Source organism: Brevundimonas sp. SH203 (assembly GCF_002157625.1).
GTDB lineage: Bacteria > Pseudomonadota > Alphaproteobacteria > Caulobacterales > Caulobacteraceae > Brevundimonas.
Genome location: NZ_BDMM01000005.1, coordinates 1 through 12923, shown reverse-complemented (window position 1 = coordinate 12923; position 12923 = coordinate 1). Strand labels below are relative to the sequence as shown.

Below are 12923 nucleotides of genomic sequence, written 5' to 3'. Positions count from 1 at the left end.
CTGGGCCAGGATCGACAGCAGGGCGACGATCAAGCCACGACCTCGACATGATCGTCCAGGCGGCCGGCCTGGACGCGGCGGGCGCGGATGTACATTTCGACGCGCTGCAGGACGATCAGCCCCATGGCGAAGACCAGGAAGGCGTCGGTGACGGCCAGGGCGTTCAGATGCCAGGCGGCGGCGTGGCCCTCGATCAGGTCGCGCAGCAGCGACCGGCCGGCGAACAGGGCGACCAGCAGCATCAGGCCCAGGGGCGAAGCCTGGGCCATCAGGACGCCGTTCGGCTCTCTTTCGATGGTGACGGTCTTGCCGCGATACCAGCCGGCGATCCCGCCCAGGACGCCGCCGACGGCCAGAACCGCCCAGGCGTCGAGGCCGAACGGTGCGTGGGCGGCGTTCGGGTTCTGGGCCATGCCCCACAGGCCCAGGCCGATCAGCGGCAGGACGATGGCCGGCATGACCCACAGGAACTGGGGCTTCAGCACCCGCTTCCTGCGGTTCTTCAGCAGCACGACCACCAGCATGATCGGGATCATGAGCAGCGGGATCAGTTTTTCAGGCGGCACGTCGTCTCTCCCCAAAGACCTTGGCGGCCCCCCGCGGCCGCTGCGATGAACCTAGCGCCGTCAGCCCGCGCTGGAAAGCGGGGTCACGGTCTGTTCGATGGCGCCGAAGAGGGTGTGGTGGCGCGCATCCAGCATCTCGATCCGCACCGTGTCGCCGTAGCGGAGGAAGGGCGTTTCGGCGGCGCCGCGCAGGAGGGTCTCGACGGTGCGGACCTCGGCGATGCAGGAATAGCCCAGGCCGCCCTCGCTGACCGGCTTGCCGGGGCCGCCGTCGGCGTCCTTGTTGGAGACGGTACCCGAACCGATGACGGTCCCGGCGCCCAGAGACCGGGTCTTGGCCAGGTGGGCGATCAGGGTTCCGAAGTCGAAGGTCATGTCCACCCCGGCGTCGGCGCGGCCGAAATCGCGGCCGTTCAGCTGGACCGACAGGGCGCCGTGCAGCTTGCCGTCCTGCCAGCGGTCGCCGAGCGCCTCGGGCGTGACCAGGACGGGCGACAGGGCGCTGGCGGGCTTGGACTGGACGAAGCCGAACCCCTTGGCCAGTTCGGCGGGGATCAGGTTGCGCAGGCTCACGTCATTGACCAGGCCGACCAGGCGAATGGCGGCGAGCGCCTGTTCGCGCGTCGCGCCCTGCGGCACGTCGCCGACGACCACCACGATCTCGGCTTCCAGGTCGCAGCCCCAGGCTTCGTCGGCCAGCGGGATCGGATCGCGCGGCGACAGGAAGCTGTCGGAGCCGCCTTGATACATCAGCGGGTCGGTCCAGAAGCTCTCGGGCATTTCGGCGCCGCGCGCCTTACGAACCAGTTCGACGTGGTTCACATAGGCCGAGCCGTCCGCCCACTGATAGGCGCGGGGCAGGGGCGAGGCGGCGTCGCGTTCGTGGAAGCGGCCGCGCGGCACGGCCTCATGCTCCAGGCTTTCGGCCAAGGCCTCGAGGCGGGGGCCGCAGCGGTCCCAGTCATCCAGCGCCGCCTGCAAGGTCGGGGCGATCAGGAAGGCGTCGGTGAACCAGTTCAGGTCCTGAGAGACGACAACGAGGCGGCCGTCGCGGCCGTGCTTGAGCGAGGCGAGTTTCATGACCAAGGCCTAGACCGGATTTGCGATGTTGGGAACGGCGGAATCAGTCGGCGGCCGTCAGCAGGGCGCGGGCCTCGGCGCCGGTGCGGGCGGCGCGGTCGCGGACTTCGACCTCGACGATGACGCCGCCCTGGGGCTCGACGGCCCACAGGTAGCGGCGCTCGACCTCGACCGTGCGGCCGGAGGGGGCGAAGCCTTCATAGCTGTCGCCCCACGGCGTGATCTTTCGGACCTCGACGAAGGGCATGGCGCAGGCGGCGTCCAGCTCCTCATTGGCCATCAGGGTCAGTTCGTCGTCGGGTGCGGGCATGGGGTCGGTCTGGAAAAAGTGAGTCTGAAACGTCTGAATGGTCTGAAATCCGCTTTCGTCATCCTCCGACAAGCCGCGAGGCCCGGAGGATGACGAAAGGTGTTCAGTCCTCGTCCGCATAGATGGCGACGCGGGCGGTCGTGTTCGACGAGGCGCCGCCGCGATACATGCCCGGGGTGTTCATGGCGAAGGCGGGCGCGCCGTCCCGGCCCATGACGATGACGCCGCCGTCGCCGCCGATGGCGCCGACCTCGTCGATCTCGGCCCGAGCCGCCGTCTGGACCGAGGCCCCCTCGGCCGTGCGATGACAGATGTCGCGGGCAACCGTCGCGCGGATGAAATATTCGCCCGACCCGGTGGCCGACACCGCGCAGCCGTCGGCGTTGGAGGCGTAGGTTCCGGCGCCGATGATCGGGGCGTCTCCCACCCGGCCCCAGCGTTTGGCGGTCATGCCGCCGGTCGAGGTGCCGGCGGCCAGATCGCCCCGCGCATCCAGGGCCACGGCGCCGACCGTGCCGAACTTCCTCTCGTTCAGGGGCGGGGCGGGCAGGGCGGCCTGGGCGCCGACGGCGGGCGCGTCGGCCGGGCGGTCGGGGATCGGCTGACCGGCCTCGGTCAGGGCCTTGACCAGACCCTGCCAGCGCCGCTCGGTGAAGAAATACGACGGATCGACCTGCTCCAGCCCGGCCTGGGCGGCGAAGGCGTCGGCCCCTGCCCCGATCAGCATGACGTGGGGCGACCGTTCCATCACCGCGCGGGCGGCGGCGATGGGATGGCGGGTGGTGGTCAGGCCCGCGACGGCGCCGGCCGTCAGGTCCGCGCCGTTCATGACGGCGGCGTCCAGTTCGTTCCTGCCCGCCGCGGTGAAGACAGCGCCGCGCCCGGCGTTGAACAGGGGATCGTCCTCCATGACCTGGATCGCCGCCTGCACCGCATCCAGCGCCGCACCGCCGCGCGCCAGAACCGCCGAACCCGCATCCAGCGCCTTTTGAAGCGAGGCCCGGTAGGCGGCGTCCTGCTCGGGCGTCAGACTGGCCCGCTCGATCACCCCTGCCCCGCCGTGGATCGCCAGCGACCAGCGCGGGGCGTCCTGGGCGACGGCTGGCGTTACGCACAGGGAAAGAGCCGCCGCACCGAGAAATAGAGGAAGATGGAGACGTTTCATGATCGTGGAACGGTTTTCTAGCGCTGGGAAGTTGAGGCCGCGCGGCGGTCATACTGCATCTGGCGGGCGGTCTGGACGGCGGCGTCCTCGCCCAGCAGGCGGCCCACCAGATGCAGGCTCATGTCGATGCCCGCCGAGATTCCGGCGGAGGTGACGATGTCGCCTTCGTCGACGAAGGCGACGTCTTCGATCACCCGGACCTGAGGAGATCGCGCGCGCAGAGCGTCGATGTCCTCCCAGTGGGTGGTGGCGCGCCGACCGTCCAGCAGGCCGGCGTCCGCCAACAGGAAGGCGCCGGTGCAGATGGAGGCGGTCAACTGAGCCTTGCCGGCGGTCTGGCTGATCCAGGCCAGGATGGCGGGGTCGGCCAGGGCCGCGTCCACCACCCCGCCCGGCACGATCAGAACATCGATCGCCGGGTGATCCGCGAAGGCGGCGGACGCCAGCACCTGGAGCCCATGTCGCGCCATGACCCGACCGCCGTCGCGCGAGACGGTCAGGACCTGAAACGGGTCAGGCGCGGCGAAGCCCCGCACCGCCGCGATGCGCGAAGCGACGCTGAACACCTCGAACGGCCCGGCGAAATCCAGGACCTCGACGCCGTCGAACAGAAGGATGCCGATGGTCAGTTGCATGCGCGCCCTTTCATTGTCGCCGGCTTCTCCCCCGCCCCGCCGTGGATCGCCAGCGACCAGCGCGGGGCGTCCTGGGCCTGAGCCTGTGAAGAGGCAAAACACAATGCAAAGAGTGCAATCCGTCCAGATCCGGCCGCCCGCATCGTCAAATCCTCGTCCGGCGCCGAAAAACAGAGTGCAATGTGTGCCCTTTCCTCAAAGGGAGCGCCGATCGAGACCAGTCTAACCCAAGGTGGGGTGGGGTCAGGTCATTTGGCGAAAGAAAATCGGAAACCCCGTGAAATCAGGAGCTTGGTTGGTCGCGATAGGATGGTTGGCTTGGATTGAAGGGCTGATCCTTGCTCCAGGGTGTCTTTCGAACCCGACGCCTGATGAGTGAAACATAATTCCATGGTAGGAATTGGTCACTTTTCCTTGTCTGCACCAAGTAGGAATGTGGTGTATTGTTCTTCTCTGGAGCGATTCTGTGGCTTGGGCTGACCCTAAATACGAACGTAAGGACGTCGATAGGGCGGGAAGTCGCCTTGCTCACCTGGAATACCCAGTAACCACCTCTGATGGGCTTGACGCGCTTACAGTATTAAACAATTGGCGATCATCTCATGCCTACCCACTCAATACCTTTCAGATAACGCTTCGCACGAAAGCTCGGAAAATCGAGCGGGATGTAATCGTGGCTCAGCGTGTTAAGCGCCTTGAATCCATACACGCAAAGCTGTCGCGTCAGCCGTCTATGCGGATGACGCAGATGCAAGACATCGCCGGATGTCGGGCGGTTTTTAAGCGTATGGCCAGTGTAAAAACTCTAATAAAAAAATACAAAACCTCATCGTTCGATCATAAGTTGAGAAACGAGAAAGATTATATAACTTTTCCGAAGAAAGATGGGTATCGGTGTCATCACATGGTCTATTCCTACAAAGGAAATGGGCCCACTGAAGTCTACGACGGTTTACAGGTTGAAGTTCAGATTAGAACCCAGATGCAGCATGCTTGGGCCACTGCAGTTGAAGCTGTGGGTATATTCACAAAGCAGGCATTGAAGTCCAATCAAGGCGACCAAGACTGGCTGCGATTCTTTGCGCTTATGGGGTCAGCAATCGCTGCTATGGAGGCTTGCAATCCAGTTCCCAATACGCCGACAGACAAGGACGATTTGGTGAATGAGATACGCGCCTTAGCTGCAAAATTGCGCGTACAAAACACCTTGAGTGTTTACAATACAACTATCCAGTTTATAGGTAGTGCTAAAGACGCAAAGTACTTTGTTCTGTCGCTCGATCCTACGACGCAAAAAATAACAGTATGGCGCTTTAAAGCGCTTCAGTCGGAAGCGGCAAACCAAAAATACACCGACCTAGAAGGTGCATTGCTTGAGGACGCTAAAACTCAAATCGTCCTAGTTTCAGTGGATAACGTCAACGCGCTGCGGCGCGCTTACCCAAACTACTTTCTTGACACGAATCTCTTTAGTAGCTTGGTCGCCCGAGCTCTGAAGGGCGATTTTCCTAATCCCCTTCCTCATTCAGTCGTTGATGACGCAGCTTAGCCGCGCGCCTGCGTCTGCTTAACCGTCTCAGCTTCTTGCGCTTAGTTGACTTCGGTTCGATTCGCCTCACCGAAAACCGTTACGCCCCCTCACCCCCTATGGTGCAGGCGCTTCCACACCTGATAGCCGACGATGGGGGCGAAGCCGCAGATCAGGGCGGCGATCAGGACCGGCCAGAAGCCGCCGCCCAGCCAGTATTCTCCCGCCAGGGCCCCGGTGCCGGCCGCGAGGACCGGGCCGAGCCAGGGCAGCCATGTGGGCGGCCGCATCCTCATTCAGGCGTCGACCTTGATGACGCCGCGACGGATCTGGTCCAGTTCGATGGAGTCGAACAGGGCCTGGAAGTTGCCGTTGCCGAAGCCCTCGTTGCCCTTGCGCTGGATGATCTCGAAGAAGATCGGGCCGAATGTGTCCTGGGTGAAGATCTGCAGCAGCAGGCCCTCTTCGTCCGAGCCGTCGATCAGGATGCGGTTCTTGCGCATCCGTTCCACGTCCTCGCCGTGGTTGGGCAGGCGTTTGTCGATCAGTTCGAAATAGGTCTCGATGGTGTCCTGAAAGTCCACGCCGCGTTCGCGCATGGCCTCGACCGTCTCGAAGATGTTCTCGGTCGTCAGGGCGATGTGCTGGATGCCCTCGCCGTTGTAGCGCCGGATGAACTCCTCGATCTGGGAGTTCTCGTCCTGGCTTTCGTTCAGCGGGATGCGGATGGCGCGGTCGGGCGCGATCATGGCCTGGGAGAACAGGCCCGTCGCCTTGCCCTTGATGTCGAAATACTTCTGCTCCTCGAAGTTGAACACCGAGCCGTAGAAGCCCGACCAGGTCCGCATCTGGCCGCGACGGACGTTGTGGGTCAGGTGGTCCAGAACCTCCAGACCCATCGAATTCTTGCGTTCGGCCTCTTCCCAGCCCTCGATCTCGTCCCAGGCGTCATAGAGGGAGCCAGCGTCGCCATACTGGTCGATGACATAGAGCAGCGAACCGCCGATGCCTTGCAGGATATAGGGGTAGTCGTCGCCGAGCGCCCCGCCGTTGACCCCTTCGGCCGGCTTGGCGCCGCGCTGGACCGCGCCCTCGTAGGCGGCCTTGGCGTCGGTGGTGCGGAAGGCCATGCCGTTGGCCGAAGGCCCGTGGTCGCGGGCGAAGTCGGCGGCGTGGGCGACCGGCGAGCGATGCACCAGGAAGCTGATGTCGCCCTGCTTCAGCCGGACCACGTCGGTCCTGGGGTTCACATGCGTCTGGGTGAAGCCCATCGTCTCCAGGCGCGCGATCATCGCCCTGGGCTCGGGCCCGGTGAATTCGACGAATTCGAAACCGTCGACGCCGAGGGGGTTTTCCTGGTCCAGCTGCTCGATCTGGGCCTTGGTCATGTCGTTCATGGCGCGTCTCCCGCACGGGTTTTGAGGCGGACTTAACCGAAGGGCCGCCGATTGGCGCGGAACCTAGTCGGGGAAAACGACGGAGCCAAGACGAGGCCACGGGGACGTGATGAACGACGCCCCGCGCGACCTCGCCCTATCAGCGCAGGACGGGTTCGGGATCGACCAGGCGCACGTCGTGCATCTGGTCCAGATAAGCCTCGTAATAGCCCTTGTGCGCCGCGCCGACGATGGTCAGCATCCGCGTGCCCGGATAGCGGCCCAGCACGTCGCGCATATTGGCGACCATGCGCAGATTGCGGGTTTCCCAGAAGCCGAGATAGATGCGGCCGTAACCCTGGGGCGAAGGTTCGACGAGGGTCGCGCCGAAATCGGACCGATAGGCGACGTCCGGCGCCCCCGGAGCATTATAGGCGCGATACATCTGAAGGACGCCGTCGGGCTGGTCCAGGGCGGCGCCGAGACGGACATCCTCGGCCCGGCGGGCGGTGCTGGCGGGATTGTCCCAGGCAGCCATGACGGCCTCCTCGTAAGCCTTCTTCTCCGCAGGGTCGGCGGGATCAGGCGTGTCGGCGGAGTGGTCGTCGACGCTCCACAGACGCTCCAGCCCCAGTCGGGCCGCAAGCGGCGCGGAGATCAGATAGGTCTCGTTCGGCCGGTCCTTGATCCGGTTCAGCATGGCGACCAATGCGTCGTTCAGGCCGTCGCCGGCGGTGCGGTCCCCGGGCGCGAGCCGAAGCCACTGGACCAGGGCCGATCCGCGCTCGCCGGCCGCCAGGAACACCGCCGCCAGACGCCGCCGCTGGGCCGCCGTGGGTCGGGCGGGCCAGGCCGCCAGCAGCCGTTCGGCCTCGGCGTTGGCGGCGGGTACGTCCAGCCCGGTCGCCAGGGCGGCGGGGGCGGGGTCCCAGCAATAGGTCTTGACCGTCTCGGCGTAACGCGCCGGATAGCGGCGCAGGCTGTCACACTGAAGACCCGACATATCCTCGGTCGCGATGGCGGTGGGCCTCCACGCCGCCAGTCGATCCAGCAGGGGCGACAGGCTCTCGGCCTTGAAGCCGTCGCTCAGGTTCGAAAGGTGGGGCGTGCCCAGCACCAACACCTCATTCAGCGCCCCGGCGGGCGCCCCTTCAGCCGATCGGGATGGAAGGACGGGCGGTAATCCTGAGCGGCGGCGGGGAGGGCGGCCGTCAGCAAGAGGCCGACGGCGGCGAACACGGTGCGGGACGAACGAGGAAACAGGGCCATGACACGCCGTGATCAGGAGTTGGAGGGACGATCGACCATCGGTCGATGAAGCCGTGTCTCACAGGACGCCCCAGCGGCGCCCGTTAATTCTTGGACACCTAAGGCCGAGCTTGGGCCACTGTCGCCTTAACCTTGGCCGTTCAGGCGTATTCTACGGTCTTGTCGCAAGCTGAGGTCGATTTCCTGCTGGCCGCGAGCCGTGATGTCGATCCTGCCGCGTCCGCGTCTTCGCTATGCCGACTTCAAGGGGCGCGCGTCCCGGCGGGAGTATTTCGGCTTCATGGTCGTTCAGTCGCTGGCAAGCGGTCTGGCGCTGATGCTGACGATGTCAGCGGGACGGACGAGGCGCGGCTGAACGCCCTGTTCGAGGAGGCCCGACGCGGCAGGGCCGAAAGCGGCGTCGCCGCCCGCCCGGCGCCGCCGACGCCCTGGGCGCAGCAGGCCTATGATCCCGGCGTCGTCCCCAGCCGACCGTTCGGCAAACGCACCTGAGCGCGTCGCCCGGTCGTGACGGCGCGGACGGCGGTTGCTAGGGATCAGGCGCCGCCGAAGGGATTCATATGCTGCGAAAACTGTACGACCGCGTGTTCGAACTGGCGCGCAGCCGCCATGCGACCAAGGCCCTGGCCGTGGTCTCCTTCGCCGAGAGTTCGTTCTTTCCGATTCCGCCCGATGTGATGTTGGCGCCGATGATCCTGGCGCGGCCGCAGAAGGCCTATGTCTATGCGGCGATCTGCACCGTCGCCTCGGTGCTGGGCGGCATACTGGGCTACGCCATCGGCTATTTCCTGACGGATGTGGGTCTGGCCATCATGCGGCTGCTGGGCCATTCGGACGGGCTGGAGCAGTTTCGTCAGTGGTTCGACCAGTGGGGGCTGTGGGTCATTCTGATCAAGGGGCTGACGCCTATCCCTTACAAGCTGGTGACGATCGCCTCGGGGCTGGCGGCGTTCAGCTTCCCGATCTTCATCGCGGCGTCCGTGGCGACGCGGGGCGGGCGGTTCTTTCTGGAGGCGTGGATCTTGAAGACCTGGGGACCGGCCATGCTGGCCCAGGTGGAGAAGCGGCTGGCGCTGTGGACCGGCGTGGGGCTGGTCGTCCTGATCGGGCTGATCGTCGTGCTGAAGCTTCTGTGACATCGACGGACGGGGGCAGGCGGGGTAAGAGCGAAGCACGATGACAGACGCCTATCGCCTTCTGACCCGTTGGTGGACCGCCTTCGCCCTGGCCGCGTCGCTGGCCATGCTGGGCGCGGCCCATGCCTTCGAGCGGTTCGGCGGGCTGGCGCCGTGCAATCTGTGCCTGAAGCAGCGCGAGGTCTATTGGGCCGCCGTGGTCGTGGGCGGGCTGGCCACCGCCTGGACCCTGTTCAGCGGCGGACGACGCGGCACGCCGCGCATCGCCGCCTTCCTGCTGGCCGCCATCTTCGCCACGGGCGCGATCACGGCCGTCTTCCACATGGGCGGCGAATATAAATGGTGGGCCCTGCCGGCGACCTGTTCGCCCGGCGGCGGCGCCATAGACATGGACAGTCTGGCGGCGCTGGCGCTGGGCACGGGGCCGGCGGTCAAGGTGATCGGCTGCGGCGACGTGGCGTGGAGCTGGCTGGGCCTGTCGATGGCCGGATGGAACGCCCTGATCGTTTCGGCCCTGGCGGTGTTCAGCCTGCTGGCCGCCAAACGGCCCAAGGACGCCCGCGCCCCCCGGATCGAAAGGGCCTGATCGTCATGAGCGGCTCCATTCCCCTGGCCCGTCCCGGACGCGGCGCCGACAAGGCCCGGATGGACGAGATCCTGCGCGTCGATCACGCCGGGGAATATGCGGCCGTCCTGATCTATCGCGCGCAGAAGGCGGTGTTCGAGGGTCGCAAGGCCCACGGCGACATGGTGCGCGACTTGACCGAGATGCAGGATCAGGAGGCGGTGCATCTGGACCGTTTCAACCGGCTGCTGAACGAGCGGCGGGTGCGGCCCACGGTGATGACGCCCCTGTGGCGGATCGCGGCCTCGGCCCTGGGCGCGGGCACGGCCCTGATGGGCGAAAAGGCCGCCCACGCCTGCACCGAGGCGGTCGAGAGCGTGATCGAGAAACACTACGCCGACCAGATCGCCGAGATCGGCGAGCGTGATCCGGCCCTGGCCGCCGAGCTGAAGCAGTTTCGCGACGAGGAACTGGCCCACCACGACCACGCCGTCGAACACGGCAGCCGCGAGGCTCCGGCCTATCGGCTGCTGTCGGGCGTGATCAAGGCCGGATGCCGGGTGGCGATCAAGGTCAGCGAGAAGGTCTGAGTGCGGCGTCTCCTCCCCGCTTTGCGGGTAGGGGGACCACGAAGTGGTGGAGGGGCTTTTGAAGTCCCACGGGCGTCGAAGAGCCCCTCCGTCTCTCCGCTGCGCTACGAGCCACCTCCCCATGAAATGGGGAGGAGACGGTGGCCGTTCTCAGAAGATCTCGAACAATCCCGCAGCCCCCATGCCGCCGCCGACGCACATGGTGACGACGCCGTATCTGGCGCCGCGGCGCTTGCCCTCGATCAGGACGTGGCCGGCCATGCGGGCGCCGGACATGCCGTAGGGGTGGCCGATGGAGATGGCGCCGCCCGAGACGTTCAGCCGGTCGTCGGGAATGCCCAGCGTGTCCTGGCAATAGAGAACCTGGGCGGCGAAAGCCTCGTTCAGCTCCCAGATGCCGATGTCGTCCACCGTCAGACCGTGGCGCTTCAACAGCTTGGGCACGGCATAGACCGGGCCGATTCCCATCTCATCCGGCTCGCAGCCCGCCACGGCCATGCCGCGATAGGCGCCGAGCGGTTGCAGGTTGCGTTTCACCGCCTCGCCGGCCTCCATCACCACGACCGCCGAGGCGCCGTCCGACAGTTGCGAGGCGTTGCCGGCCGTGACGAACTCGCCGGTCTGGATTTCCTCGCCGCCGCCGAAGACGGGCTTGAGCGATTGCAGCCCCTCCAGGGTGGTTTCGGGGCGGTTGCCCTCGTCCCTGGACAGGGTGATTTCCTTGGATGAAGTCTGGCCGGTCGCCTTGTCCATCACCAGCATGGTCGTGGTCATCGGCACGATTTCGGCGTCGAAGCGGCCGGCGGCCTGGGCGGCGGCGGTGCGCTGCTGGGACTGAAGGGCGTAGGCGTCCTGACGCTCGCGCGACACGCCATAGCGGCGCGACACAACCTCGGCCGTCTCCAGCATCGACATATAGATGTGGGGCGACAGCTTCAGCAGCGTCTCGTCCTTCATCCGATACAGGTTCATGTTCTGGTTCTGCACCAGGGAGATGGATTCCAGACCGCCGCCGACGGCCATCTTCTGCTGGTCGAAGATCACCTGTTTGGCCGCCGTGGCGATGCCCATCAGGCCCGAGGCGCACTGGCGATCCAGGCTCATGCCGGGAACGGAGGCGGGCAGGCCGGCGGCCAGGGCGATCTGGCGCGCGACATTGGTGCCGGTCGCGCCCTGCTGCAGCGCCGCGCCCATGACCACGTCTTCGATCTCGGCCGGATCGACGCCTGCGCGCTGGACCGCGTGACGGACGGCGTGGGCGCCGAGGCTTTGCGCCTGGGTGTCGTTGAAGGCGCCGCGATAGGCCCGGCAGATGGGCGTGCGGGCGGTGGAGACGATGACGGCTTCGCGCATGGATGATCTCTGTCTTGGGCCTATCGCGCTTTCACGCTGATTGAGGCCGGTTTCCTCTGTGACGACGATAGGCGCCTCACGTCGCGTCAACGCAAGGCGCCTTCTTGTTCAGGCGCCGTGCGCCTTTTGGGCCTTGGTCAGTTCGATCATGCCCTGGGCGGCGCCCATGTCGGGGACGATCTCTCCGGCGCGGTCCGAAATGGCGTCGAAGCGGGCGGCGACCTGTTCGGGAGCATCGTCGCCGGCGACGAAGGCGCCTTGCGTCAGGGTGACATAGGCGCGCTCGAACCCGCCGGCGCCGGCGGCCAGGATGGCGCGGGTCGGAGCGTCCTGGCTGACCAGATACAGCAGGCCCGGCGTCACCAGGGCCGGGGCCAGGGCCTCCAGCGGCAGGGCCGCGCCCAGGTCCTCGGTCATGCGGGTGTGGGCGGTGGGCGCCAGGCAGTTGACGCGGATGTCGTTCTTCTGACCCTCGATGGCCAGGGTCTGCATCAGACCGACCAGCGCCATCTTGGCCGCGCCATAGTTCGACTGGCCGAAGTTGCCGTACAGGCCCGACGACGAGGTGGTCATCACGATCCGGCCGTAGTTCTGCCCTCGCATGATCTCCCACACCGCCTTGGTGCAGTTGACCGCCCCCATCAGGTGGACGTCGACGACGAAGCGGAAGTCCTCCAGCTCCATCTTGGCGAAGGTCTTGTCGCGCAGGACGCCGGCGTTGTTCACCAGAATGTCGATCCGGCCCCATTTGGCCATGACTTGATCGACCATGGCCTGAACGGCGGCGGCGTCGGTGACGGAGGCCGCATTGGCCATGGCCTCGCCGCCCGCCGCCTCGATCTCGGCGACCACGGCCTCGGCCGCCGTCGCCGATCCGCCCGAGCCGTCGCGCGCCCCGCCCAGATCATTGACCACCACCCTAGCCCCGCGCGCCGCCAGCGCCAGGGCGTGCTCCCGGCCCAGGCCGCCGCCGGCGCCCGTCACGATCACCACCTGTCCGTCAAATCGCATCGTCATAAATCGCTCCCTGTTCTCGGGCGTCCAATGTGTTGAAATGGCGCCACAGTCGACACAATCCTAATCCGAGAGCGGAACCGTGCGCCAGCCACGCCGTTCGGTCGGGGAATGCTGTGCTAGTGCGCAGCTTCGCGCATTCACACAGTGAGGAAGCTATGAAGCTCAAACTTCTCGCCTCCGTCGCCGCGGCCGGGCTGTTCGCAGCCGGCGCCGCATCGGCGGAACCCAATGGTTGGTACGGCGCCATCGACGCCGGCTACCACATGATGGACGACATCAACGCCGAGTCGTCGACGACGGGCGCCAACTGGAACTATGAAGTGAACAACGGCT

At 66.1% G+C, this 12923-nt stretch carries 16 protein-coding genes; 5 read left to right on the top strand and 11 right to left on the bottom strand.

The genetic code is table 11. From position 1 onward, the window contains the following. Positions 1 to 29: 29 nt before the first annotated feature. The 5 genes from SH203_RS11185 to SH203_RS11165 all read right to left on the bottom strand — a co-directional run bounded on the left by SH203_RS11185 (position 30) and on the right by SH203_RS11165 (position 3756). Positions 30 to 566, bottom strand: coding sequence for a CcdC protein domain-containing protein (locus SH203_RS11185; protein ID WP_087121029.1), 537 nt, complete (start codon positions 564 to 566; stop codon positions 30 to 32). Positions 567 to 626: 60 nt separating this feature from the next. Then, positions 627 to 1646, bottom strand: a complete 1020-nt coding sequence (locus SH203_RS11180; RefSeq protein ID WP_087121028.1) for a fumarylacetoacetate hydrolase family protein — start codon at positions 1644 to 1646, stop codon at positions 627 to 629. Between the two features lie 43 nt (positions 1647 to 1689). Beyond that, positions 1690 to 1956 (bottom strand): hypothetical protein, encoded by a 267-nt coding sequence (locus SH203_RS11175; protein ID WP_087121311.1) that lies wholly within the window; start codon positions 1954 to 1956, stop codon positions 1690 to 1692. A gap of 103 nt (positions 1957 to 2059) precedes the next feature. Beyond that, a complete protein-coding gene (locus SH203_RS11170) occupies positions 2060 to 3121 on the bottom strand; it encodes an isoaspartyl peptidase/L-asparaginase family protein (protein ID WP_087121027.1) in 1062 nt (353 codons plus the stop codon). A gap of 17 nt (positions 3122 to 3138) precedes the next feature. Next, positions 3139 to 3756 carry a DJ-1/PfpI family protein gene (locus SH203_RS11165; RefSeq protein ID WP_087121026.1) on the bottom strand — a complete coding sequence of 206 codons (618 nt, stop codon included), beginning with the start codon at positions 3754 to 3756 and terminating at the stop codon, positions 3139 to 3141. A 433-nt stretch (positions 3757 to 4189) separates the two neighbouring features. Here SH203_RS11165 and SH203_RS11160 point away from each other — a divergent pair, with 433 nt between their 5' ends. Further along, positions 4190 to 5305 carry a RelA/SpoT domain-containing protein gene (locus tag SH203_RS11160; protein ID WP_087121025.1) on the top strand — a complete coding sequence of 372 codons (1116 nt, stop codon included), beginning with the start codon at positions 4190 to 4192 and terminating at the stop codon, positions 5303 to 5305. Positions 5306 to 5394: 89 nt separating this feature from the next. On the opposite strand, the gene SH203_RS11155 is transcribed toward SH203_RS11160, so the two are convergent. The 4 genes from SH203_RS11155 to SH203_RS15655 form a co-directional block, all read right to left on the bottom strand. Beyond that, positions 5395 to 5574, bottom strand: a complete 180-nt coding sequence (locus SH203_RS11155; RefSeq protein WP_234989480.1) for a hypothetical protein — start codon at positions 5572 to 5574, stop codon at positions 5395 to 5397. 6 nt (positions 5575 to 5580) lie between these two features. Beyond that, complete coding sequence (gene hppD, locus SH203_RS11150) at positions 5581 to 6681, bottom strand: 4-hydroxyphenylpyruvate dioxygenase (RefSeq protein WP_087121023.1); 1101 nt, start codon at positions 6679 to 6681, stop codon at positions 5581 to 5583. A 139-nt stretch (positions 6682 to 6820) separates the two neighbouring features. Beyond that, positions 6821 to 7777 carry a DUF5694 domain-containing protein gene (locus SH203_RS11145; RefSeq protein WP_234989479.1) on the bottom strand — a complete coding sequence of 319 codons (957 nt, stop codon included), beginning with the start codon at positions 7775 to 7777 and terminating at the stop codon, positions 6821 to 6823. Between the two features lie 11 nt (positions 7778 to 7788). Beyond that, the gene (locus tag SH203_RS15655) at positions 7789 to 7929 is read right to left on the bottom strand and encodes a hypothetical protein (RefSeq protein WP_200808917.1); all 141 of its coding nucleotides are present in this window, start codon (positions 7927 to 7929) and stop codon (positions 7789 to 7791) included. A 202-nt stretch (positions 7930 to 8131) separates the two neighbouring features. Here SH203_RS15655 and SH203_RS15350 point away from each other — a divergent pair, with 202 nt between their 5' ends. From SH203_RS15350 to SH203_RS11130, 4 genes are all read left to right on the top strand, one after another. Then, on the top strand, positions 8132 to 8284 hold the full coding sequence (locus SH203_RS15350) for a DUF805 domain-containing protein (protein WP_143275724.1): 153 nt from the start codon (positions 8132 to 8134) through the stop codon (positions 8282 to 8284). Positions 8285 to 8489: 205 nt separating this feature from the next. Continuing rightward, positions 8490 to 9065, top strand: a complete 576-nt coding sequence (locus tag SH203_RS11140) for a YqaA family protein (protein WP_087121022.1) — start codon at positions 8490 to 8492, stop codon at positions 9063 to 9065. Between the two features lie 40 nt (positions 9066 to 9105). Continuing rightward, entirely contained in the window at positions 9106 to 9651 is a 546-nt protein-coding gene (locus tag SH203_RS11135; RefSeq protein WP_087121021.1) for a disulfide bond formation protein B, read from the top strand. 5 nt (positions 9652 to 9656) lie between these two features. Then, a complete protein-coding gene (locus SH203_RS11130) occupies positions 9657 to 10220 on the top strand; it encodes a demethoxyubiquinone hydroxylase family protein (protein ID WP_087121020.1) in 564 nt (187 codons plus the stop codon). A 150-nt stretch (positions 10221 to 10370) separates the two neighbouring features. On the opposite strand, the gene SH203_RS11125 is transcribed toward SH203_RS11130, so the two are convergent. Together SH203_RS11125 and SH203_RS11120 are read right to left on the bottom strand one after the other, a co-directional pair. Then, on the bottom strand, positions 10371 to 11573 hold the full coding sequence (locus SH203_RS11125) for an acetyl-CoA C-acyltransferase (protein ID WP_087121019.1): 1203 nt from the start codon (positions 11571 to 11573) through the stop codon (positions 10371 to 10373). Positions 11574 to 11681: 108 nt separating this feature from the next. Further along, on the bottom strand, positions 11682 to 12590 hold the full coding sequence (locus SH203_RS11120) for an SDR family NAD(P)-dependent oxidoreductase (protein ID WP_087121018.1): 909 nt from the start codon (positions 12588 to 12590) through the stop codon (positions 11682 to 11684). Between the last annotated feature and the right edge of the window lie 333 nt (positions 12591 to 12923).